The 22,885-nt window shown below is 67.2% G+C and carries 26 protein-coding genes; 18 read left to right on the top strand and 8 right to left on the bottom strand.

The window, feature by feature from the left end; all coding sequences use genetic code 11:
• Positions 1-49 precede the first annotated feature (49 nt).
• The 12 genes from ACWCPQ_RS03120 (at position 50) to ACWCPQ_RS03065 (ending at position 7,794) form a co-directional block, all read left to right on the top strand.
• The gene (locus ACWCPQ_RS03120; RefSeq protein ID WP_449894049.1) at positions 50-1,429 is read left to right on the top strand and encodes a cytochrome P450; all 1,380 of its coding nucleotides are present in this window, start codon (positions 50-52) and stop codon (positions 1,427-1,429) included.
• A gap of 336 nt (positions 1,430-1,765) precedes the next feature.
• A complete protein-coding gene (locus ACWCPQ_RS03115; protein ID WP_449894047.1) occupies positions 1,766-2,377 on the top strand; it encodes a hypothetical protein in 612 nt (203 codons plus the stop codon).
• Between the two features lie 6 nt (positions 2,378-2,383).
• On the top strand, positions 2,384-3,613 hold the full coding sequence (locus ACWCPQ_RS03110; RefSeq protein ID WP_449894045.1) for an SRPBCC family protein: 1,230 nt from the start codon (positions 2,384-2,386) through the stop codon (positions 3,611-3,613).
• Positions 3,610-4,011, top strand: coding sequence for a gas vesicle protein GvpJ (gene gvpJ / locus ACWCPQ_RS03105; RefSeq protein ID WP_449894043.1), 402 nt, complete (start codon positions 3,610-3,612; stop codon positions 4,009-4,011). Before ACWCPQ_RS03110 ends, gvpJ begins: the two co-directional genes overlap by 4 nt.
• Entirely contained in the window at positions 4,011-4,802 is a 792-nt protein-coding gene (locus ACWCPQ_RS03100) for a GvpL/GvpF family gas vesicle protein (RefSeq protein ID WP_449894414.1), read from the top strand. Before gvpJ ends, ACWCPQ_RS03100 begins: the two co-directional genes overlap by 1 nt.
• 4 nt (positions 4,803-4,806) lie before the next feature.
• On the top strand, positions 4,807-5,073 hold the full coding sequence (locus ACWCPQ_RS03095; protein WP_449894040.1) for a gas vesicle protein GvpG: 267 nt from the start codon (positions 4,807-4,809) through the stop codon (positions 5,071-5,073).
• The gene (gene gvpO / locus ACWCPQ_RS03090; RefSeq protein WP_449894038.1) at positions 5,070-5,405 is read left to right on the top strand and encodes a gas vesicle protein GvpO; all 336 of its coding nucleotides are present in this window, start codon (positions 5,070-5,072) and stop codon (positions 5,403-5,405) included. The genes ACWCPQ_RS03095 and gvpO overlap by 4 nt, the downstream gene beginning before the upstream one ends.
• Positions 5,402-5,785, top strand: a complete 384-nt coding sequence (locus ACWCPQ_RS03085; RefSeq protein ID WP_449894037.1) for a gas vesicle protein — start codon at positions 5,402-5,404, stop codon at positions 5,783-5,785. Before gvpO ends, ACWCPQ_RS03085 begins: the two co-directional genes overlap by 4 nt.
• Complete coding sequence (locus tag ACWCPQ_RS03080; RefSeq protein ID WP_449894036.1) at positions 5,782-6,570, top strand: GvpL/GvpF family gas vesicle protein; 789 nt, start codon at positions 5,782-5,784, stop codon at positions 6,568-6,570. The genes ACWCPQ_RS03085 and ACWCPQ_RS03080 overlap by 4 nt, the downstream gene beginning before the upstream one ends.
• Positions 6,564-6,758, top strand: coding sequence for a gas vesicle protein (locus tag ACWCPQ_RS03075; RefSeq protein WP_449894412.1), 195 nt, complete (start codon positions 6,564-6,566; stop codon positions 6,756-6,758). The genes ACWCPQ_RS03080 and ACWCPQ_RS03075 overlap by 7 nt, the downstream gene beginning before the upstream one ends.
• Positions 6,755-7,060, top strand: a complete 306-nt coding sequence (locus tag ACWCPQ_RS03070; RefSeq protein ID WP_449894034.1) for a gas vesicle protein K — start codon at positions 6,755-6,757, stop codon at positions 7,058-7,060. The genes ACWCPQ_RS03075 and ACWCPQ_RS03070 overlap by 4 nt, the downstream gene beginning before the upstream one ends.
• Positions 7,061-7,149: 89 nt before the next feature.
• Positions 7,150-7,794, top strand: coding sequence for a LysE family translocator (locus ACWCPQ_RS03065; protein WP_449894032.1), 645 nt, complete (start codon positions 7,150-7,152; stop codon positions 7,792-7,794).
• Between the two features lie 39 nt (positions 7,795-7,833).
• On the opposite strand, the gene ACWCPQ_RS03060 is transcribed toward ACWCPQ_RS03065, so the two are convergent.
• Complete coding sequence (locus tag ACWCPQ_RS03060) at positions 7,834-8,475, bottom strand: hypothetical protein (RefSeq protein ID WP_449894030.1); 642 nt, start codon at positions 8,473-8,475, stop codon at positions 7,834-7,836.
• 268 nt (positions 8,476-8,743) lie between these two features.
• Between ACWCPQ_RS03060 and ACWCPQ_RS03055 the strand changes: the two genes are divergently transcribed.
• The 5 genes from ACWCPQ_RS03055 (at position 8,744) to ACWCPQ_RS03035 (ending at position 13,826) form a co-directional block, all read left to right on the top strand.
• The gene (locus tag ACWCPQ_RS03055) at positions 8,744-9,454 is read left to right on the top strand and encodes a TenA family protein (RefSeq protein WP_449894029.1); all 711 of its coding nucleotides are present in this window, start codon (positions 8,744-8,746) and stop codon (positions 9,452-9,454) included.
• Positions 9,451-10,473, top strand: coding sequence for an ABC transporter substrate-binding protein (locus tag ACWCPQ_RS03050; RefSeq protein WP_449894027.1), 1,023 nt, complete (start codon positions 9,451-9,453; stop codon positions 10,471-10,473). Before ACWCPQ_RS03055 ends, ACWCPQ_RS03050 begins: the two co-directional genes overlap by 4 nt.
• The gene (locus ACWCPQ_RS03045; RefSeq protein WP_449894025.1) at positions 10,451-11,296 is read left to right on the top strand and encodes an ABC transporter permease; all 846 of its coding nucleotides are present in this window, start codon (positions 10,451-10,453) and stop codon (positions 11,294-11,296) included. Before ACWCPQ_RS03050 ends, ACWCPQ_RS03045 begins: the two co-directional genes overlap by 23 nt.
• Positions 11,289-12,095, top strand: a complete 807-nt coding sequence (locus tag ACWCPQ_RS03040) for an ABC transporter ATP-binding protein (RefSeq protein ID WP_449894024.1) — start codon at positions 11,289-11,291, stop codon at positions 12,093-12,095. The genes ACWCPQ_RS03045 and ACWCPQ_RS03040 overlap by 8 nt, the downstream gene beginning before the upstream one ends.
• Before the next feature lie 177 nt (positions 12,096-12,272).
• Entirely contained in the window at positions 12,273-13,826 is a 1,554-nt protein-coding gene (locus ACWCPQ_RS03035) for an AMP-binding protein (RefSeq protein ID WP_449894021.1), read from the top strand.
• A 37-nt stretch (positions 13,827-13,863) separates the two neighbouring features.
• On the opposite strand, the gene ACWCPQ_RS03030 is transcribed toward ACWCPQ_RS03035, so the two are convergent.
• The 5 genes from ACWCPQ_RS03030 to ACWCPQ_RS03010 all read right to left on the bottom strand — a co-directional run bounded on the left by ACWCPQ_RS03030 (position 13,864) and on the right by ACWCPQ_RS03010 (position 19,067).
• A complete protein-coding gene (locus tag ACWCPQ_RS03030; protein WP_449894019.1) occupies positions 13,864-15,024 on the bottom strand; it encodes a hypothetical protein in 1,161 nt (386 codons plus the stop codon).
• Between the two features lie 163 nt (positions 15,025-15,187).
• Positions 15,188-16,447, bottom strand: a complete 1,260-nt coding sequence (locus tag ACWCPQ_RS03025; RefSeq protein ID WP_449894017.1) for an FAD-dependent oxidoreductase — start codon at positions 16,445-16,447, stop codon at positions 15,188-15,190.
• A gap of 12 nt (positions 16,448-16,459) precedes the next feature.
• Positions 16,460-17,086 (bottom strand): maleylpyruvate isomerase family mycothiol-dependent enzyme, encoded by a 627-nt coding sequence (locus ACWCPQ_RS03020; protein ID WP_449894015.1) that lies wholly within the window; start codon positions 17,084-17,086, stop codon positions 16,460-16,462.
• Positions 17,083-17,913 carry a fumarylacetoacetate hydrolase family protein gene (locus tag ACWCPQ_RS03015; RefSeq protein WP_449894013.1) on the bottom strand — a complete coding sequence of 277 codons (831 nt, stop codon included), beginning with the start codon at positions 17,911-17,913 and terminating at the stop codon, positions 17,083-17,085. The genes ACWCPQ_RS03020 and ACWCPQ_RS03015 overlap by 4 nt, the downstream gene beginning before the upstream one ends.
• On the bottom strand, positions 17,910-19,067 hold the full coding sequence (locus ACWCPQ_RS03010; RefSeq protein WP_449894011.1) for a cupin domain-containing protein: 1,158 nt from the start codon (positions 19,065-19,067) through the stop codon (positions 17,910-17,912). The genes ACWCPQ_RS03015 and ACWCPQ_RS03010 overlap by 4 nt, the downstream gene beginning before the upstream one ends.
• Before the next feature lie 63 nt (positions 19,068-19,130).
• Between ACWCPQ_RS03010 and ACWCPQ_RS03005 the strand changes: the two genes are divergently transcribed.
• Entirely contained in the window at positions 19,131-19,904 is a 774-nt protein-coding gene (locus tag ACWCPQ_RS03005; protein ID WP_449894009.1) for an IclR family transcriptional regulator, read from the top strand.
• 118 nt (positions 19,905-20,022) lie between these two features.
• On the opposite strand, the gene ACWCPQ_RS03000 is transcribed toward ACWCPQ_RS03005, so the two are convergent.
• The gene (locus ACWCPQ_RS03000) at positions 20,023-21,369 is read right to left on the bottom strand and encodes a DUF2252 domain-containing protein (RefSeq protein WP_449894007.1); all 1,347 of its coding nucleotides are present in this window, start codon (positions 21,367-21,369) and stop codon (positions 20,023-20,025) included.
• 89 nt (positions 21,370-21,458) lie between these two features.
• Positions 21,459-22,862, bottom strand: coding sequence for an alpha/beta hydrolase-fold protein (locus tag ACWCPQ_RS02995; RefSeq protein WP_449894006.1), 1,404 nt, complete (start codon positions 22,860-22,862; stop codon positions 21,459-21,461).
• Between the last annotated feature and the right edge of the window lie 23 nt (positions 22,863-22,885).

Raw genomic sequence — 22,885 nt, 5'->3', positions numbered from 1 at the left:
CCTGAATCAATCTGGACGTGATCACTGCCACATCAGCATGAGGTGAGCCATGAAGGCCGAGGCCCTGGAACCACGCGAAGAAGCGGCTGCGAAGGGTACGGCGGAGCTGCGGCCGATTCCGGCCCAGCACCGGGACGATCGGGGGTTGCCCTTGCTCGGGCAGGTCCTGGAATACGCGAAGGACCCGGTCGCGCTGTGCCGCGGCCGCTGGGAGCGCTACGGGCCGGTGGCCCCGTTCCGGGCGCTCGGGAAGAACGCGGTGATGTTGCTCGGGCCCGACGCCTGCGGTGCGGCACTACAGAACAAGGACAAGGCATTCGCCAACGAACCGGCCTGGTCCGAACTCGTCGGCCCGTTCTTCCATCGCGGTCTCATGCTCATCGACTTCGAGGAGCACCTGACGCACCGGCGGATCATGCAGGAGGCATTCACGAGAACTCGACTCGAGGCCTACACCCAGCGTCTGCATCCGGCCATCGAACAGGGGGTGGCGGCCTGGGAAGAAGGTACCGAGTTCCCGTCGTACTGGAAACTCAAGCAGCTCACCCTCGATATCGCCGCGGATCTGTTCATGGGTGGTGTGCAGGACACCGGGCAGGCCGAGATGGACCGGATCAACAAAGCGTTCATCGCCTGTGTGCAGGCCGCTGCCGGGATCGTCCGGATCAACGCGCCGTTCACTCGCTGGGGCCGGGCCTATCGCGGTCGCAAGGTGCTCGAGGATTTCCTCCGCCACTATCTGCCCGCCAAACGCGCCGAGCGGACCGACGACATCTTCTCGGTGCTCTGCCATGTGGAAGACGAGGACGGCGAGCGGTTCGGCGACGACGACGTGGTCAACCATATGATCTTCCTGATGATGGCGGCGCACGACACCTCCACCATCACGACCTCCACCATGCTGCAGTACCTCGGTCAGCATCCGGACTGGCAGGAGCGTTGCCGGGCCGAGGCGCTCGCCCTCGGGCCGGCGCCGTCGACGGCCGAGCTGGACAAGCTGGTCTCGATCGATCTGGTGATGCGGGAGGCACTGCGCCTGCGGGCTCCGGTTCCGGTGCTGGTCCGGTACGCGGTGAAGGACACCGCGGTCGAGGGCGTTCGGATCCCCGCCGGTACCGATGTCATCGTGGGAATCCAGTTCACCCAGCTCATGGAAGACTACTGGACCGATCCGCTGTCCTTCGACCCCGACCGGTTCGGCCCCGAACGCCGCGAGGACAAATCGCACCGTTTCGCGTGGGAACCGTTCGGCGGCGGCGTACACAAATGCATCGGAATGTATTTCGGGGGTCTGGAGGTGAAGGCGATCATGCACAAATTGCTGCGCGAGTACCACTGGACCGTCGATCCCGGCTATGTGCCGCCGATGGACTACCACTCGCTGCCGTTTCCTAAAGACGGCCTGCCGATCACCTTGATCCGTAACTGAAGCCGCCGGAGCCCCGGCCTCCGGGCCGGTCGCTTTCGGCGGAATTCTCACCTGGAACTCGCAAGCCGGACCGCGACTACCGCTCTACACGAATACGAGTTCCCGGTCCGGATCGGGCCGGCTGGCCGGGCCCTTGTCGGAGAAATGGTCGCTACGGGGTCTCGCCGGTCCGCCGCCGTGTTCGTTTCTTGCCCTGTACTCCTATCGACCATGCGGGTAACCAGGAATACGCTGGAAACCGTCCACCGTACTGTGGTCTATCCCGTTTCTGGGGTCTCAGGTTTCGGCCGCTCCCGTCGTGAGGTGTAGCGGTACCCGAGTCGGCGAGGAGTGAGCATGAAGGGCGGAGCAAGAATTGCGTTAGGGGTGGGGATCGGATATTTCCTGGGTCGTACCCGCAAAATGCGCTGGGCCATGGGACTGGCGGGCGCGGCGATGACCAAACGATCCACGGGGCTCGCAGGTGAACTGCTCGAACGCGGCGCATCCACGCTGGGTGGTTCCGCGGAGCTGGGAAAGATCACCGATACCGTGCGGGGCGAACTGCTCGACGCGGTGCGGTCGGCGGCCGTGACCGCGGCGAGCAACCGCCTCGACGCGTTCAACGAGCGGCTGCAGCTACCCGTGTCGACCGAAGACGAGGACGGCGGTGGCCGCCGGCGGGCCGCTGCAGCAGCGACGGAGGACGCCGCGCCCGAGCCGGTGGACGAGGAAACCGGCGACGAGACCGACGAGTCCCCGGACGAGGAAGAACCGGACGAGGAAGAAGCCGGCGACCCCGCGCCGCGGCCGCGTGCGCGCCGATCGACTGCGGCCAGGACATCGCGTTCCGGTGCTCGTACCCCGGCCCGGTCGTCCCGATCCGCGGAGAGCAGTAACACCGCGGCGCGTCGGCGCCGCGCGACGACCGATACCGACGAGGCGCCCGTACGGCGCACCAGGCGGTGACCAGTCATGGCGAAAGTACTGCGTGACGCCACCTCGGGCGTCGGAAAGGCGGCTACCGGCACCGCCGACCGGGCGACCGGGGCCGCGAAATCGGCCGGTTCGACGGCCAGGAAGACCGCGGCGCAGGCAAGCCCCGGCGACCTGCTCCGGCAGTCGGCGCAGAATCTCGCCGGAACCCTTGCCCAGCGGGCCGTGTCCGGCCTGTCCGGCGGGGTGTCGGGTGCGGCCGAGCGATTGAACGATTATGCCGAAGGCCAGGGTGGTGGCAACCTGCTCGCGGCGTTGACGGGCGTCGAAAAGCTCTCCGAAGGCGCGTCCCCGATGCGGGCGGCCCTGAGCGCGGGAGTGAGCAAACTCGGCCAGTCGGTCAAGGGCACCGTGTCGTCCGCGAAGGACGCGCTCACCGGCGGGGGCGGCAAGGGCGGCAAGGGGAAGAAACTCAAACTCGCCAATATCGTCGAGCACATCGATATCGGCGCCGAGGTCGAGCTCGTGTACGACCAGTGGACCCAGTTCGCGGAATTCCCCAAATTCATGAAGAAGCTGGAACAGGTAGAACAGGTCGCCGACGAGAAACTCTCCTGGACCGGGCGTGTGTTCTGGTCGCGGCGGATCTGGGAGTCCACCATCCTCGAACAGGTGCCGTTCGAGCGGATCGTCTGGCGTTCCAAAGGGGCCAAAGGCTATATCGACGGCGCGGTCACCTTCCACGAATTGGGCCCGCATTTCACCCGGGTGCTGGTGGTTCTGGAATATCATCCGCAGGGCTTTTTCGAGAAGACCGCCAACATCTGGCGTGCGGCCGGGCGCCGATGCCGCCTGGAGCTCAAGCATTTCGAGCGTTATGTCATGACCGAGGCAGTGTTGAGTCCCGACGACATCGTGGGCTGGCACGGCGAGATCCGTGACGGCGAGGTCGTCGAGGACGACGAGACCGCGCGGCGCCGGGAAGAAGAGGAGAGCGCCGAGGACGAGGGCGCGGAGGAAGAAACCGGCGAGGACGAGGAAGCCGCCGAAGGCGAAGAAGACGGCGAAGAAGAAGACGGCGAAGAAGAAGACGGCGCAGAAGACGAAGCAGGCGAACTCGACGAGGACGAGGACGGCCAGACCGAAGAGGATCCGGCGCAAGACGACGCGGCGGACGAGGCCGAACCGGAGCCTGGGCGCCGCCCGGGTGCCCGGCGCCGCGCCGCCGCACCACGCCGTGCTCGCGAAAGGCGAGGAGCGCGCACATGACCATAGAACCCGCGGGTGGTGGTGGCGGCGGCGCTGTCGCCCGTCCGAACTCATCGGGCCTGGCCGAGGTCGTCGACACCATCCTGGACAAAGGACTGGTCGTCGACGCGTTCGTCAGGGTGTCGCTGGTCGGTATCGAGCTGGTGACCATCGACGCCCGCGTCGTGGTCGCCAGCGTCGACACGTATCTGCGTTTCGCCGAGGCCGTCAACCGTCTGGAGATCTCCGGTAGCGAGCCCAAGGGGCTCACCGACCTCGTAGGCGATGTCACCGAGGGCGCGGCCGAACACAAGACGAAAGGCGCCATCGAAGCGGCGGGCAAAAAGGTGCAGGACTTCCTCGGGGACGTGCAGGACCAGCGCCAGACCTCCCGGGCCTCCGAACGAGGGAAGCGATGATGTCCACCGCAGGCACCGCAGCCGAGAGCGATCGCGATCAGCGGACCGGGGTGTACGTCTACGGCATCGTGACTGCCGATGTGGAGCCGCAACCGCACGCCGAGGGTGTCGGTGACCCCCCTGCCGGGGTCGCCGTCGTACGACACGGTGATATCGCCGCCCTGGTCAGCGAGGTCTCGCTCGACCGCCCGCTGGGCATGCCCGACGATCTCACCGCGCACGCCCGCCTGCTGGACGGGACGGCAGCGGTCGCCCCCGTGCTGCCGCTGCAGTTCGGCGGCGTGGTCACCGATACCGAAGCGGTGGAAAAGGAACTCCTCGCCCCCAACCACGACCAGTTCCGCAGCGCGCTCGACGATCTGGAGGGCCGCGCCCAGTACGTGATCCGCGGACGCTATACCGAGAACACGGTGCTCCAGGAGATCGTGGACGAGAATGCCGACGCGGCACGATTGCGCGCGGAGATCCGCGACAAACCCGAAGAAGCCACCCGGAACGAGCGGATCAGGTTGGGCGAGATCGTGAACCGGGAGATCGAGGCGAAACGCGCCGCGGACACCCGCCGGGTGGCGGCGGCCCTGAGCGATCTCGATCCGACCGTTCGGGAGCGTGAACCCACGCACGAAGAGGAGGCGGTGCACCTCGCCGTGCTACTCGAGCTGTCCCAGGAGGACGATCTGCTGCGAGCACTGACCGAACTCGGCGAGGAGTGGGACGGACGGGTCCGGTTGAACCTGCTCGGGCCGATGGCGCCCTACGATTTCGTCGCCGTCGGCGAAGTCCCGGAGTGAGGACATGGGACTGCTGTCGTCGATCGTGCTGTTGCCGCTGGCTCCGGTCCGCGGGGTGATCTGGCTGGGTGAAGTGATCGAGGAGCAGGTCGATCGGCAATGGCGCAGTCCGGCCGCTGTCCGGCGCGATATCGAAGAGATCGAGGAGGCCGCCCGGGCCGGTGAGATCTCCGCGGACGAGCGGGACCGGGCATTGCGGGAGGTTCTCTCCCGGATCAGGCGCCCGGCCCGAGGATCCCCGCCGACCGGTGAGAGGAGAGAGCCACTATGAGCCGCAGGCCGGTCACCGAGGATGCCGAGGGCGTCGATCAGGATCCGGACGGGCCGCAACCGCTCACTGCCCGGGAGGCCGCGGCGGCAGCGGTCGAGCACCTGATGGAGTTGACATCGAAGCAGGTGGAAGGCGTCACGTCCATGGAGCCGCTCGAGGACGGCCGGCTGGTGGAGATCGAAGTACTCGAGGATCACCGCATCCCCTCGTCGGCGGATATGCTGGCGCTCTACGAGGTGGAGGTGGATTTCGACGGAAATCTGCTGGCCTACCGCCGGACCACCCGCTACGCCCGCGGTAGCACCGAGATCGGCGGACGGGGGCGGCGATGACGGTGGTCGGTGGCGGATCGTACGAGCCGCAACCCTACGGCGGCGGGCACCAGTCCACCAACCTCGCCGATATTCTCGAGCGGGTCCTCGACAAGGGCCTGGTGATCGCCGGTGATATCCAGGTGAATCTGCTCGATATCGAATTGCTCACGATCAAACTGCGTTTGGTCGTCGCGTCCCTGGAAACGGCCAAGGCGGTGGGCATCGACTGGTGGGAGACCGATCCGTGGCTCAACAGCAAGGCCCGGACCCTGGAGCGGCAGGACCGTGATCTCGAACTCGAGAATCGCGAATTACGAGACCGGATAGCCGAACTCGAAGCCGGCCGCCGGGAGGCCGTCGAGCCCCGGCACGAACAGCGGGAGAAGAAGCGGCCGTGACCGGCGACACCGGCGTCTGGCTGTACGCGGTGATCGCGGCCGCGGACGCGGCGGCGGGGTTCGCCGGGCTCACCGGAGTGGCCGGTGAACCCGTCCGCGTCGTGGCCGCGGAACCGCTTGCCGCGCTGGTCGGGTCGGTCCCGCTCGCAGTGTTCGGAGCGCAGCCGCTGAGCCGTAACCTGGAGGACCTGGACTGGCTGGCCGCCACAGCACGGGCGCACGACGCGGTGGTATCGGCCGCGGTGCGCCGGGCACCCGCGGCGCCGCTGCGGCTGGCGACCGTTTTTCTCGATGACGCGCGGGTGCGTGAACTGCTCCGTGAACGGCAGGCGGATCTGGAGGCGGCGCTTGTCCTGGTCAGCGGTCGCGCCGAATGGGGTGTGAAGGTCTACGGCGACCGCGCCGCACTCACCGCGGCAGTCGCCGAGGCCCGGGCCGACGCGACCGCTCAGGGTGCCGGCGCGGCCTACCTCGCCCGCCGCCGTGCTCAGCTGTCCGCTCAGGAGACCGTGGAAGCCGATGCGGCGCGGCGCGCGGAGACCATCCACACCAGGTTGAGCCGCCGGGCCGCGGCCGGTAGGCGCCAGCCGACCACCGATCCCGCGCTGAGCGGGCGCAGCGATTGGATGGTGCTCAACGGTACCTATCTGGTGGACGACGACCGCGCCGACGATTTCGCCGCGACCGTGGACACCCTGGGTGCCGAATTCCCCGGTATCCGGCTCGAACTCACCGGGCCGTGGCCGCCGTACTCGTTCGCGGGTGTGGACCGCGAGGCATCGTGAACAGCGTCGACAGCGAGCGCCGTATCGCACTCGTCGACCTGCTGGATCGCGTACTGGCGGGTGGGGTGGTCGTCTCCGGCGACATCAAACTCGCCATCGCCGATGTCGACCTGGTCCAGATCTCGTTGCGGGCCCTGATCTCCTCGATCAGCACCCTGTACGGTCCGGCCCCGGAGCGGCCGCGATGACCGAATTCGACGGGCTGTCACCGCGTATCGACACCGACCCGGAAACGGTGGAGCGGGGTCTGGTCACGCTCGTCCTGACCCTGGTGGAACTGTTACGCCAGCTGATGGAACGACAGGCTCTGCGCCGGGTGGACGCCGGTGATCTGAGCGACGACCAGGTCGAACGCATCGGCACGACGCTGATGCTGCTGGAACAGCGGATGGACGAGCTCCGTGAACATTTCGGACTCACTCCGGAAGACCTGAACATCGATCTCGGGCCACTCGGTCCGCTGCTCCCCGAGAACCCCTCGGGACGGTGACCGAGAATCCCGATCCGGGACCGAGACCGGATCCCGAACGGGGTTGTAATCCGATCGCCGTCGAGGCTGTTCCCACTTAGAATCCGGTGATGGTCCCCGCCGCCAATCTGCTCGCATTCGTGGCCGCGGCCACGCTCATCGTCGTCGTCCCCGGGCCCGGTGTCCTGTTCACCATCGGGCGTGCGCTCACGCTGGGGCGGCGCGCGGCCCTGATCTCGGTGCTCGGCCATTCGCTGGGAGTGCAGATCGCGTTGCTGTTCGTCGCGGTGGGATTGGGCGCGGTACTCGCGGCCTCGGCGACAGCCATGGCGATCGTGAAAGTGGCGGGCGCCCTGTATCTGATCCACCTCGGGGTGCAGGCGTTCCGGGAGCGCAAGGCGTTGCGTGAGGTGCTGGGTTCGCCCGCGCAGCCGACCAGTGGCCGCCGGGTGTTCCGGCAGAGCGTGGTGGTCGGGGTGACCAACCCCAAGGCGATCGTCTTCTTCGCAGCGGTACTACCGCATTTCACCGACGCGGCATCCGGATCGCTGCCGCTCCAGCTCCTGGTGCTGGGCTCGTTCTTCCTGGTGATCGCATTGGTCAGCGATACCGCGTGGGCCCTGCTCGCGGCCTCGGCCCGCAACTGGTTCGCACGGTCGCCGAAGCGGTTGGAGGCGGTCGGTGGTACGGGGGGAGCGCTGATCGTCGGGCTGGGCGCGTCGGTTGCGGTGGAGGAGGGGTTCTCCGGACGCTGACCGAACTGCGACGTTCGGCGGCGGAGGGACGATCCGCGATCAGCAGGTCACGTGCACATCGGCGGCCGAGTCGAAGGATACGTGTACGTGGTCGTAGTGATTCTGTGTCGGGCTGCCGCGATCCTCCATATACGACCAGCCGTTGCCGTCGTTGTACCGCTGTTGCCATATCACGTACGACACCCCGAACCGTTCCTTGTTGGCCAGGACGAAGTCGGCGATCGCATCGCCGCGTGCGGGGTCGGAGACCATGAAATCGAGCGCCAGACCGGCGCCGTGTTCACCGTCGTACCGGCCGTTGGCGCCGCCGATCTCGGCGATGCCGAAGGTTTTGTCGATCAGATTGCCGACCTGCGCCACGTGCGGCTGTGCCCCGGCGAGTTCGGTCGAGCAGGGGATGGCCGGCGGTGCGAGCCGCTTCGCGTATCTGGGCGGCTCCCGCGGCCGATCGACGGCGACGACCGGCAGCAGGCCACCGGGCGAGTCCGCTGCCGGGTCCTGTGCGGCCTTGCCCATACCGGCGGGTATCGCGGGCGAATCGACCGCGGCGGCGGCCGGCGGCGCGGCCGGACCGGGCCGGGTCGCGACCGACAGTGCGATCACCGCCGTCGCCGCGATCGCACTCCCGGCTAGTGGCGCGATCTTCTTGGGACGGGCCGGTTTGCGGTGTTGACCAGGCATGATGACGACCACTCGTAACGCTCGACTGACAAGATCACTGTTAGATTACGAAAGGGTCGCGGCAAAGTCACGGCTACTGGCGCACATGGGCCATCGTCGACCGAGGTGCACGATCCGCACGGAGCGGGTGCGCCCGCGGCCCACCTGCGCCCCACCGCGCGCCGCGTCACTGCTATGGTCGGATGCGTTCTGACACGGGGTGCTCCGCGAACGCGGGGCTGAGAACATACCCGAGAACCTGTCCAGGTAATGCTGACGAAGGAATGTCTTGGCTCTACGCGCGCACACCACCGAATCCGGCAGCTTCACCGACCACCTCTGGGATCGGACGAAAACCCTGCGCGGTGCCATCGACGAACTCGAATTCCTGCGCCGCCTCGGCGACGGCACCCTGCCGCTCGGGGCCTTCCGTACCTACGTGGAGCAGGATTCGCTCTATCTCGCCGGCTACGCCAAAGTGCTGGCCCTGCTCGCGGCGAAGGCGCCGGACGCGCAGGCCGCGCAGTTCTGGGCGGGATCGGCCGCGACGGCGGTCGCCGTCGAATCGGCGCTGCACAACGATCTGCTGAGTGACAGCCGGCTCCCCGCGAGGGAAGGGGAGCCGGAACCGTCGACGGCCTGCCTGGGGTACGTCTCCTATCTGATCGCGACCGCCGCGACCGAGTCGTACGCCGTGGGTGCGGCGGCCGCGCTGCCGTGTTTCTGGATCTACGCCGAGGTGGGCCGCGACCTGGCCGCGAGCGCGGCCGAGGTCCTCGCAGCCGACCCCGACCACCCCTACGCGCAATGGGTGTCCACCTACGGTGCCGAGGATTTCCAGCAGTCCGCCGCGTCGGCCCGCTCGTTCGTCGACGCCGTGGCCGAGCTCGCGAGCGAACGGGATCGGGCGGCGATGGCGACCGCGTTCACCGTCGCCACCCGGTACGAACTCATGTTCTGGGATACCGCCCTGCACCCGCAGCCCTGGCCCGCGTCATGAGCGGCGGCCTGCGCCGCGCCCTTGCGGCGGTGGTCGCGGTCGTGGCGGCACTGTCCGCACTCACCGCCTGCGCTCCCGGACCGGGCGACGGTGAAACCATCCGGTTCGCGCTGGACTGGACCCCGAACACCAACCACACCGGCCTGTTCGTCGCGCAGCAACGCGGTTATTTCGCTGATGCCGGTCTGGACGTACAGATCCTGCCCTACAACAACACCGCGGTCGATACGGTCATCGACGCGGGGAATGCCGAATTCGGCGTCAGCACCCACAATTCATCCACTTTCGCACGTGCTTCGGGCGCGCATACGGTGTCGGTGCTGGCACCCCTGCAACACTGGGCGACGGGTATCGGAGTGAAGGCCGACCGTGCCGATATCACCCGTCCGAAAGACCTCGACGGCAAGACCTACGCCGGATTCGGCGACCCCGGCGAGGTGGAGGCACTCCAGCAGGTCATCCGCAACGACGGCGGCAGAGGCGAATTCACGACGGTCACGCTCGGCACCTCGGCCTACGAGGCCGTCTACTCGGGCAAGGCCGATTTCACCGTCTCCTACCTCGGGTGGGAGGGTATCGAGGCCGAGCACCACGGCACCCCGATGCGGTACTTCCGCTATACCGATTTCGGGTTTCCCGATGCCTACGCCATCGTCGTCGACGCCAACCAGGACTGGCTGACCGCGAACCCCGACCGTGCCCGAAAATTCGTACAGGCGCTGCAGCGCGGATACCAATTCGCCGCGGACGACCCGGACGCGGCCGCCCGAGATCTCATCGACGCCAACCCCGGCGCGTTCAACGACGAAGGCCTGGTGTTCGAGAGTCAGCGCATGCTGGCCGATCAGTTCATGAAGGGTCCCGACGGTCGGGTGGGCGCCCAGACCCGGGAGCAGTGGGCAGCCAATTCGGGGTTCCTGTACGAAAAAGGCCTGCTCACCGGGCCCGACGGTAAACCGCTCACCGAGGAACCCGACTGGTCGAGCTATTTCACCGATGAATACCTCGCCACCCCGTAGCGACACCGGCGCCGATAGCCGGATCGCGGTCGTCCGTAGGATTTCCGGCCGATCCGCGGGGGCCGGCTGGGCGATACCGTCGGTGGTGACGGTTGCGGTGCTCGTCGGGCTCTGGCAGGCCTATGTAGTGCTCAGCGGAATTCGGCCGCAGCTGCTGCCGTCCCCCGCCCGGGTCGCGACGCAGGGGTGGGCACACCGTGCCGAGCTCGCGACGCACGCCGCCGCCACCCTCCAGGTGACACTGGCCGGTTTCGCGGTGTCGCTGAGCCTGGCCTGGCTGCTGGCCGTCGTGGTCGACTTCTCGCCCTGGCTGCGGCGCGCGTTCGTACCGCTGTTCGTCGCCTCCCAGACCTTGCCGATCATCGCGATCGCGCCGTTGATGATCATCTGGTTCGGCTTCGGGCTGCTCCCCAAGGTCCTCGTCGTCGCCCTGGTCACTTTCTTCCCGATGGCGATCGGGCTGATCGAAGGGTTCGCCGCGGCCGACCGGGAGGCCGGTGCGCTACTGCGCAGTATGGGCGCCTCGGCTGTCCAGGTGTTCCGGTACGTCCGGTTGCCGTCCGCGATCCCGCGCTTCTTCACCGCGCTGCGGATCGGGATCACCTATGCCGTCGTCGGCGCCGTATTCGCCGAGTACGTCGGTGCCACCGAAGGTCTCGGCATCTATATGAGCCTGCAGAAGAACTCCTTCCGCACCGATCTGGTGCTGGCGGCCGTACTCGTGACCGCGTTCATCAGTATCGCCCTGTACCTGCTGACCTTCGCGATCGAACGTCTCGTCGCACCGTGGTCGCGTGCGGAGAACAGGAGCGGGCGTGACTGACGCGCGCGGGGACCGGATCGTCGTCGAGGCCCTCACCAAATCGTTCGCCCGGCCCGGCCGGCGTCCCGCCCGGCAGATACTCGGCGGGGTGTCGTTCACCGCGCAGCCGGGCGAATTCGTATCCGTGATCGGTCCGAGCGGCTGCGGTAAGAGCACTGTTTTCAATATGCTGGCCGGCCTCGAGACCCCCGACTCCGGCAGTATCCGGTTCGGCACCGGCGACGGGGAGCCCGCCGCGGCGCACTGCGCCTACATGCCACAGAAGGATCTGCTGTTCCCTTGGCGAACGGTCCTCGACAACACGATCCTGGGCTTGCAGGTGCACGGGGTGGCCAAGGCCGAGGCGCGCCGCCGGGCTCGTGAGCTGTTCCCCGTTTTCGGTCTGTCCGGTTTCGAGGACGCCCGCCCGTCCCAGCTCTCCGGTGGTATGCGGCAACGGGCGGCACTGCTGCGAACCGTGGTCCAGGAGCGGGAACTGCTCTTGCTCGACGAGCCGTTCGGGGCCCTCGACTCGCTGACCCGCACCGAGATGCAGTCGTGGCTACAGGAGGTCTGGCAGCGGTACCGGTGGATGGTGCTGATGATCACCCACGACATCCGTGAGGCCGTGTATCTGTCGGATCGGGTCATCGTGTTGTCGGCGCGACCGGCCACGGTGCGTCGTGAGGTGCGGGTCGATCTGCCCCGGCCCCGGGAACTGGGGATGATCACGGCGCCCGAGTTCGTCGTCGCGGAGCAGGAACTGCTCGAGGTGCTCCACGAAGAGGCGCGCCACGCGCTGGCTCAGCGCGACGCCTGAGTCCCACGCGCCGCGGGCGGCGCTCCGCGGCGCACCGGAATCGCCGCATACCGGACTGTGGCCGGCCGCCGTAATAATTCCGGCCCGGCAGGGGCCGGTTCGGGGAGACAATCATCGGACCGCCGGAAGGTCCGCGGAATCGTCTCCCGGGCGCACGCACGATCTCCTAGGAGGACCATGTTCGTCCCGCTCACCGTCCCCGATTTCCTCGACCGCGCCGAAACCGTGTACGGCGACCGGGTCGGTATCGTCGACGAACCCGTCCAGCCCGCACCCGGTCAGGGCGCAGCGACCTATTCCGAAGTCGCCGACCTCGCGCGCAGACAGGCCGCCCGCCTCGACGAACTCGGTATCGGACCCGGCGACCGGGTCGCGATCGCCAGTCACAATTCGAGCCGGTTGCTGACCTCCTTCTTCGGGGTGAGCGGATGGGGCCGGGTGCTGGTACCGATCAATTTCCGCCTGCGCCCCGACGAGGTGCGCTACATCGTGGCGGACTCCGGCGCCCGGGCGCTGTACGTCGATCCGGAACTCGCGGACTCCCTCGCCGAGATCGACTGCGAGCACACCTTCGTCCTCGGCTCCGACACCGACCTCTACGCCGCGCCGGGTTCGGTGCCGCAGGCCTGGCAACCCGACGAATCCGCCACCGCCACCATCAACTACACCTCGGGCACCACCGCCCGCCCGAAAGGCGTACAGATCACCCACCGCAATATCTGGGTCAACGCGGTCACCTTCGGCCTACACGCCACGATCAGCGATCGCGACGTCTACCTGCACACTCTGCCGATGTTCCACGCCAACGGCTGGGGTATGCCGTTCGCGATGACCGGTGTCGGCGCCCGGCACATCGTCCTGCGCAAGATCGACGGCGCCGAGATCCTGCGCCGGGTCCGCGATCACGGTGTCACGGTGATGTGCGCCGCTCCGGCGGTCGCCGCCGCGGTCCTGGAAGCCGCACAGACCTGGGAAGGCGAGATCCCCGGGCGCGACCGGGTCCGGATCATCATGGCGGGCGCCCCGCCGCCCACGAAAACCGTCGCCCGCGTGGAGCGGGAACTGGGCTGGGAGTTCATCCAGATCTACGGTCTGACCGAAACCTCCCCACTGTTGACCGTCAACCGTTCGCGGGCGGAATGGGACGACTTCGAACCGGAGGACCGGGCAGCCGAACTCACCCGTGCGGGCGCCCCGGCACTGGGTGTCCGGTTGCGGGTCGAAGAGTCCGAAGCGGGCGCGGGGGAGGTGCTGGCGCGCTCCAACGTGGTGATGGAAGGTTACTGGGGGCGGCCCGAGGAAAGCGAACAGGCGCTGGCCGACGGTTGGTTCCACACCGGCGACGGTGGTGTGGTGGGCGACGACGGCTACCTGACGATCGCCGATCGAAAGAAGGACGTGATCATCACCGGTGGCGAGAACGTCTCCTCGATCGAGGTCGAGGACTGCCTGTTCTCCCATCCCGCGGTGGCCGAGGTGGCGGTGATCGCGGTGCCGAGTGAGAAATGGGGCGAAACGATCAAGGCGCTGGTGGTGCTGAGCCCGGGCATCGACGCGAGCAACGCCACCGAATCGGAGCTGATCGCCTGGTGCAAACAGCGGCTGGCGGGTTACAAGGCGCCGACGTCGGTCGAGTTCCGCGAAGAGCTGGCTCGGACGGCGACCGGCAAACTGCAGAAGTTCAAACTGCGCGCACCGTATTGGAGTGGGCGCGGGCGCCAGGTCAACTGAAATACGGTGGACCGGTGGCGGGCCGTTGCCGGCCCGGCTACGACGCCAGAACGCGCCACTGGATTCCCGCGTTGTCCAAGGCCTCCCGCAATGCGGTCGGGGGTGATTCCGGAAGGTTGACATGGTCGATATCGGCCAGTGTCACGCCCCCGTGGATCTGAGCCTCGGCGAATTGCCGCTGGCGGAACGATTCGCTGCTGTAATCGCGGTCGATGCCGCGTAGCGGCTCGTTCTGCCGCTCTCGGTTGCTCTGTTCGACCAAGCCGAACGATTCCGGTTCGGGGTCCACGAGGGGCGAAGGCGCGGTTCTCGGCCCGCCACCCCACGACCCCGACGAATAGTAATCGGAGTCGCCGATACAGGCCGTCGTCCGACCACGGACTTCCGAGCCGAGGACGATTTCGCAGCGCCCGTAGTTCGACAACATATCGGTCTCGGGTGAACCGGCGGCGCGCTCACCGTCGATCATGACGTACCCGTAGACCGGACGTTGCTCCGGCGGGTGGTCCTGCGGATATCCGAACCAGGACTCCTCGTTGCGTTTTCGCCCGGTGGTGTGTGTCGGGTCCGGTCGGTACCGGCCGCTCTCCAGTATCTTCGCCAATGACTCCGGGGATGTCCGAATCCCCACCGATTTTCCGGCGAAGAGTCCGCTCAACTCGGTTTTCATGCGGGTCCGCAGTTCCGGGACGCCGATGCCGAGCTCCTTCGACATCGTCTCCATTGTGCGGTGGAGCGCGTTGAAGTGAGCTAGTTGGCGCCCCGTGGCCGAGGCTTTGGCTTCGGGGTACCGTTCGAAATATTCGCGATTGCGGCGCACTACCTCGGGTTGGAGCGACGGGTTGTCGCCGGCGCTGCGCCCTAGCTTGTACAACTCGTTGTATTCCGCGAGCATCTTCCGGTCGGGGGGCCGGTAGGCGAGTCGCGGATCGACTCTCCTACCTTCCGTTCCGCCCGCGTACCGATGCGGCGTATCCGGCATGATGCGTTTGAGCCGTTCTGCGCCGCTGCGGCCGGCCTCCGGCAGCACTGTCGCCGCCCCTCGTGGTGAATCGGCGAACTCGTGCCCGACCCGGGCTCGGCGTTCGGCCCATTGCCGCAGATCGACGGCCAGGCGCTGGGCGAGTTCGCGAACCGCAGCGGTGGTTGCGTCGTACATCCACCCCCCAAAGCTAAGAACCCGCACTCTCAGGGCCATTGCAAAATAGCATCATTCGAATATGAGCGGTGCATACCCCACGCAGCTCACCTGTATCGACGATCGTGCCACGCCGGTCGGCAGCGGGTTCGAACTCGGTCCGTTTCCTCCAGTGCGCGTCGGCCGCCCGCCGGTGCCGATCGGCGGGCGGCTCGCCGCGAGACTAAGGCGTCTGCCGGTCGGCGCCCACCCGATCGGCCGAGGCGAGCGGGATCGGTTCGAACATCGGAGGTTCGTCCGCCGGGAACAGTGCCGTCGGGCCGTAGACCCAGTCGGTGAACGAGTAGTCGGCGACCTCCCGCTCCCGCAGCAGCACATTGCGCTGGGCCCGCCGGATTCCGTCGAGATGCCACAGCTCACCCCACACGCGAGCGGTCAGAACCACCCGGCGGCAGTGTTCCGGCCGGACCGCTTCGTAGGCTGCGAGCGCACCCGTCCAGTCCACCGCACCGTCCCGGCCCCGTAACCGCCGCACATGTTCGGCGAGCACCCATCCGTCCTCGATCGCCATGATCGCGCCCTGTGCCATGTATTGCAGCGGTGGATGGGCCGCGTCGCCGAGCAGGGCGATCCGGCCGTCGACCCAGGTGCCGATGGGGTCGCGGTCGTACATGCGCCACCATTTGTCCCGCCACATATGCGGTAGCCGCTGCTGGACGAAATCGCAGGTCGCGGCGAAGGCGGTATCGAGTTCGTCCGGTGTGCCCCAGTCGTCGAGACCCGCACGCGCCTTGGGGGATTCGAATACCGCGACCTGATTGAGCAGGTCCCCGCCGCGCAGCCCGTAGTGCACGAAATGGCATCGCGGCCCCACGTAGACGACCACTTCGGACAGGTCCACCGGACGGTCTACTTCCGCGATCGGCACGGTGCCGCGGTATGCGACATACGCTGAGGAAACCGGCTGGTCGTCGACGAAGAGTTTGCGGGCGACGGAATGCAGTCCGTCCGCCGCGATCACGATATTCGCCGCGTGTACCGTGCCGGACTGCGTTGTCGCACCGGCCCGCCCGCTGTCTTGCGTATACGACACCACACGCTGTTCGGTGAGCAGCTCGACCCCGGCTTCCCGGCATGCCCCCAAGAACAGCGAGTGCAGGTCGCTGCGATGAATGACCAGGTAGGGGAAGCCGTATTCGCGTTCGAGATCCCGCAGATCGAGCGCGGTGAGCTCGCTCCCGTCGACCGCGTCCCGCATCACCATCCGGTCGGGTACGACCCCACGGGCTTTCACTTCGTCCAGCAGCCCGTAGTCGTCGAGGATGCGGGTGCAGTTCGGGGCGAGCTGGATTCCCGCGCCCACCTCGCCGAATTCCTTCGCCTGCTCGAGGACCCGCACCTGCAGGCCGATCCGTGAGAGTGCGAAGGCGGTACTCAGCCCGCCGATTCCGCCGCCGACAATGACGACGTCAGGGGTGCTCACGTGGCAGCTCCTCTACAGCCAGGCGCCGAGGTCGGGGACACCGGCGAGAGAATGGGGACGACCGGCGAGATAGGCGGTCACCTCGGGTAGCGGGCCGTCGGGCACGATATCGAGCGCGCGCTTGCTGCGGATATCGGCTGCGAGCGCGGTCAGGAAACCGTGGGGGAGATCCGCGAAAGTGGTGCCCGTGCCGAGATCGATCGTATGGACACACACCTCGCGTGCCCGCAGCCACGGGATCTCCGTGGCCGGGACGGCCCGGCCCTGCGCGGTGACGACCTCGGTGCGCCACTGCTCGCCGGTCAGGGCGTCCATGGCGACGCCCAGCTTGTGCACCGACGCGTTCAGCCACGCCACCAGGTCGGGGGCGGGCAGCAGTGCGCCGGCGTCGATATCGGCGGTGCGCCGGTCCGCCGAGGAATACATCGGCGTACGTTCACCCGTCCGGGCCCAGTGCACCAGATTGCCGAGCGCGTCCGCGTTCGCGGCGACATGCGCCACCAGATGTTTACGCGTCCAGCCGGGGAGCGAGCTGGGCGCCGACATCGTCTGCTCGTCGAGCAGCGCGACCTGGGTGACGAACAATCCGGTGCCGTGCTCGACCCATGTCAGGGAATCGGCGTGCGTTCGAACGGTCACGATGCTTTCACGACCCTGTTGGTGCAAGCCCCCAGCCCGGCGATCCGGGTGACGACGGTTTCGCCGCCGACCAGATAGACCTTCGGGTCGCGCGCGTGGCCGACCCCGGCCGGGGTGCCGGTGGCGATCAGATCGCCCGGGTTCAGCCTGATCACGGTGGATACGTATTGCACCAGCCGCACCGGGTCGAACAGCAATGTGCCGGTATCGTCGTGCTGCACGACGGCGCCGTCGACGAGTGTCTCCACCTCGAGCGCCGGCCGCACGCCGCCGACTTCGTCGGGTGTCACGACGTAGGGGCCGACCGGGGTGGAGGAGTCCCAGATCTTGCCCTGCGTCCATTCGATGGTGCGGAACTGCCAGTCCCGCATGGACACATCGTTCATCACCGTGAACCCGGCGATGGCCTCTTCGGCTTCCGCCTCGGTGGCCCGGCGGACCGGTTTCCCGATCACGACCACCAGCTCGACTTCCCAGTCCAGCGCGTCGGTCTCGGCGGGTTTCACGATCGGATCGTTCGCGCCGAGGAGACTGTCCGCGAACTTCGGGAAGAGCGTCGGATAGCTGGGGAGTTCGCGCCCCATCTCCTTGATGTGGTTTGTGTAGTTGTGACCGACGCAGATCACCTTCGACGGGTTCGGGACGACGGCCGCGAAGTCGGCTCCGGCGGCCGGCCAGGTGACACCGGCGGCGTGCGCGGCGACGGTGGCCCAGTCGTCCTGGGCGAAGAGCGCGCCGAGGTCGTCGTAGCCGAGATCGACCAGGGTGTCTCCGTCGAGGCGGACCGCGCGGGTGCCGCCGTCGACGCGCAGGGTGGCGAGTTTCATCGGATGGTCTCCTGACGGTTGAGCTGCAAGGCCTCGAACACGGGGGCGTCCGAGAAACGGAAGAGGTCGAGCGCGCCGGAATCGGAATCGGAGGAACCGGCCTCGGACCTGGCGGAGAACCCCTCCCACGACGGGACCACGAACAGATCACCGCGCGTCACCGACCAGGACTTGTCACCGACGGTCACCGTGCCGGAACCGTCGAACACCTGGTACACCGACGACCCGGTCTCGCGGACCGGTGCTGTTTCCGTCCCTCGGGCGATCCGGTGGAACTCCGCGCGGATGGTCGGCAGTACATCGCTGCCGTTGTGCGGGTTCGAGAACCGCACCGCCGCATGCCCGGGTTCGACCGTGCCGCCGTAGCCCTCCTTCTCCAGCAGCAGCTGATCGTTCAGGGCGGCATCGGTGTGTTCCCATTTGTAGGCCAGCAGCGGCGACCCCGGCGCGACCTCGCCCACCGACAGCGGCCGCAGCCCCGGATGACTCCACAGTCGCTCGGATCGTGACCGGTCCGGTGTGATCCGCTCGGCCGTACTGATCTCGGCGCGTCCGAACTCGAAGAACTGCGATTCGGTGACGTACTGGAACGGAATGTCCAGCCCGTCGATCCAGGCCATCGGCTCCGCAGTCGCATTGTGGTGCGCGTGCCAGTTCCAGCCTGCCTGCGGCAGGAAGTCACCGCGCCGCATGGGGACGGCATCTCCGTCGGCCGCCCGGCCGGTGCCGCCGACAACCGTCCACACACCCGAGCCCTCGACCACGAACCGGAAGGCGTGCTGGGTGTGCCGATGTTCCGGTGCGTCCTCACCGGGCATCAGGTATTGGATCGCCGCCCACAAGGTCGGGGTGGCGAACGGTCGTCCACCCAGCGACGGATTGGCCAGCGCGATCGCCCGCCGCTCCCCGCCGCGACCGACCGGCACGAGATCGCCCGCCGTCGCCGCCAGCCGCAGCAGATTCTCCCACCGCCACACGTGCGGTACCGCCCGCGAACGCGGATGCGCCGGCATGAGGTCGCCGATCTCGGTCCACAGCGGAACGAGCAGCTCCTGCTCGAAGCCGCGATACAGCTCCTCGAGGGCGGGCGTCACGTCCGGCTGGTTCGGCGCGGCGACTGCCCGCAAGCGGACAGGGGTGTCACTCGTGGTCATGTGGTCTACAGTGACCCTCGTCAACCCAGCAGAACACAAGATTCTGGAGAGCGGAACACTCTCATGGCCGTAGCCGATCAGAAGAAACCGCCCGCCTACATCGTGACCAGCGCGGATCACGCGCTCCGGGCTGCTGTCATGTTGCAGCTGGAGGGCGGGCTGACAGTGAGTGAGATCGCCGAACGGCTCGGGGTGGCCCGGTCGACAGCCCACCGGTTGCTGCAGACGCTGGTGTACCGCGACTTCGCGATGCAGGACGAGCAGCGGGTGTATCACCCGGGCCCGGTGCTCCAATTGGCCACCCACTCGCAATCGGGAACCTCCCGGTTACGGGCCATTGCGCTGCCGCATCTGGAACGGCTCGTCGATCTGGTGGGGGAGTCGGCGAACCTGACGATCCGTACCGGGGACACCGCCCGGTTCATCGCCAGTGTGGAATGCCGGCAGGCTCTACGGGTGGGGTCGCGGGAAGGGATGGTCTTCCCGGCCCATCGCACGACCGCCGGGCTGGTGCTGCTCGCCGAGCTCGGCCCCGCCGAATTGGACGAGCTCTACGACGAGGCACGATACGCGGAACGCCCCGGCGAACGACCGGACCTGTCGAGCCTGCGCGGCCGGCTCGGTCGGGTCCGCCGATCGGGGTTCGCCCTCAACAACGGATTGTCCGAGCGCGGGGTGGTCGCGGTCGGCGTCGCGGTGCGAGATGCCGACGGCACCGCTGTGGCGGGTCTGTCGGTCTCCCTGCCGTCGGTACGCTACGACCGCAATCAATTGCCGGCACTGGTCGCCACCCTCCATCGTTGCGCGGGCGCGATCGAAGCCGGCCGCAGTGGGTGAGCTCCGGGATCTCGCACTCGGGTGACCGTTACGGTCGGAGTGGAGTACCACCGAAGACCTCGCCGGCGAGGACGCTGCAGGACCCACCGGCCACTGCGCGTTGTCTCGGCACGCGTGGTCAGGAGATCGGTGTCGATCGTTCGAGGCCCGGGATTGCGCCGTTGCGGAACGCGTCGACGAAGAGTTCGTGGTCGATGCGGGTGCGATGAGCGTAGGACCGGCCGAAATCCACCATATCGCTGACGAATTCGTCCTCCGCGGAGCCGACGGCAGCGATGATCGCTTCCTCGCTCTGGAAATCGACCAGAGTTTGTTCGGAATCGGCGTCGGAGACACAATGCATACCCGCGGTGGCCTGCCCGAGGTAATCGATCACCGGCCGCATCTCCGCCGGCTCGGTGAGATCGGACCAGTCGAGATCGTTCACATAGGGGGAGAGTTCGGAGACGATGAAGCCGGCGCCGTCGATCTCGGTGTAGCCGAGCCAGGGGTCGGCATGCGCTTGGAGTGCACGCTGCGATACCGCGGTGCGATGCCCGTGGTGTCGGAAGTAGGTACGGATCCGCTCGTCCTGAACGATGCGGCTCGGCGCGGCGACGTTGCCCTGTTTCATGGACAGGATCACATCGTTCTCCAGCGCTTCGGTCTGTCCCTCGACCAGGATGTTGTAGGCGGGCAGGCCCGCTGAACCGATACCGAAACCCTTGCGGCCGACGATATCTTTCACCTGGTAGGTGATGCTCCGGAACCGCTTGTGCGCCGGGATCGTGTCGAGATACCGGGTGAACGCCGCCAGCACCCGGGCATGCTCTTCCTCGCCCAGCGGGCGGACACCTTTGCCCGGCCGGAATCGACGTTCGTAGTTCTCGACCACGGTGGTGTTCGCCAGCAGTGCGGTGCGAGTGTTCATCCGGGCGTCCAGCAGCACATCGTGCACCGGGCCCTCGGTGTTCCGCAGGTGCAGTTTGAAGTCCTGCTCGTCCTGGGTGCCGTCGTGGAACGCACGAACCAAGCGCAGGTAGGAACGCACGAAGGTCGCTGTCAATGCTTCGATATCGGCATCGGAGACGGCTTTGCGGCGGGCCAGCAGCGCCACGCTGGCGCAGAATCGTTTGATATCCCAGGTGAAGGCGCCGAGATAGGCTTCGTCGAAATCGTTGACATCGAAGACGAATTGACCGGCGGAGTCCATGTAGGTGCCGAAGTTCTCCGCATGCAGATCACCCTGGATCCATATTCTGCCGGTGTGCGCGTCCGCCCACCGATCCTCGGTGGCGGCCATATCGTGGTAGAAGAGGCACGCGGATCCGCGATAGAAGGCGAACGGATTATCGGCCATCTTGCGGAACTTCTTGCGGAACGCGTCCGGGTCGGCGGCGATCATCTCGCCGAATGCTTCGGTGAAGACCTCGACTATCTCGGCCTTCCGTTCGCGCGTACCGTCCTGGCTGATCACGCTGTCCATAACCACGATCCGGGCCGATCCTCTCGTCCTGACGTCGTTGCCCGGCGGTGCCGGGCAACGCGGCTGTCGATTCGATCGTGCCAGAAAGTTCAGGCCGCCCCCGGCACTGCACTCGAGGAAGGTACGACGGCCGCGGGCCGGAGCCGGGCGATGATGCCGTCGAGGTCCTGGGTGAACCATTCGGGCCGGAAGACATGACCACCCGAGACCTCGTGCCATTCGTGCGGGATACCGTCGTCGCGCAGCCGTGCGCGGAACTCCCGCTGGCCGGCGAGCACCTGGTTCTCGTTCACGCTGTCGAACCAGTCGATCGGATCGGGACTGGTGCCGGCGAGCAGGAAGATTCGTTTGTTCCGGTAACTGCTGATCCGCTCCACCGGGTTGTCCGCGCTGACCCTGGCCTGGTTCCAGAACGGCGCGCCGTAGATCGTCCCGCCGCCCAACTCCACGGCCGCCGACGACACGTTCGCCCAATGGACGACCAGACCGAAATCGCGGCGCAGACTCGCCGGGCCGGAATGGCTGCTGACCGAGGCGAAATGGCCGTAGTACTTGGCTGTGTACTTGAGCGCTCCGAAACCGCCCATCGAGAACCCGCACACCGCACGGCCGTCGTATTCGGCGAACGTCCGGAAATTCGCCTCGATCCAGGGGAGCAACTGGGCGATGTGGAATGTCTCCCAGTTGCGCGGGCCCACGAAGGAGCTGACCGGGTTGGAGTACCAGCCGGCGCGGCCGCCGTCGGGCATTACGACGATGATGGGTTTTCCGGCGGTCAGCTCACGGATGCCCAGAAAGTCGAATCGGCGGAAGTCCTCGTCGCCGCCGTGGAGGAGGTAGAGGACGGGATAGGTGCGTCCGCTGGTGAGGTAGTCGTCGGGGAGTAGGACGTTGACGCCGGGGTTCCAGCCGATCGCGCTGGTCTGGAACCGGTAGTACCACATGCGCGGGTCGTCCTCGTTGCGGTCCACGATCGTGAGCCCGAAACCGTCGCTGCGCCCGTTGAATACGATCAGCGTCTGGCCGGCGGCGACGGTTTCGGGATCGGCGATTCCGGATACGGTGGCGATCAGCGGGGCGAACGAGGCGTCACCGTAGAAGCGCAGCGCCAGCTCCGGCAGCGTATCTCCCGCGCGGACCGTGTATTTCGTGAGGTCGGGAACGATTACCTGTTGCCCGGCCTCCAGAGTGTCGGGATCGGTGATCCTGCTGGCCGTGGCGATCAGTGCGGCGGGAGTCCGGTCGCCGTGGAAGCGTAAGGACAGCTCCGGCAGGGTGTCTCCGGCGCGGACGGTGTATCTCGTGTAATCGGGGACGATCAGCCGTTGGCCGACCTCGACGGCGGGGTCGGCGATCCCGCCGGGGTCATCGAGGTCCGGGCCGGTGATTCCGCCGGCGGCGCACAGCAAACTGGATAGTTCCGCGTCACCGTAGAAGCGCAAGGCCAAGGCCGGCAATGTTTCCCCGGCGACAACGGTATGTGTCCTGACCATTCGACTCACCCCATCGATAGCAG

It is taken from the genome of Nocardia sp. NPDC001965 (assembly GCF_053594175.1).
This window is presented reverse-complemented; position numbering and strand designations above follow the sequence as displayed.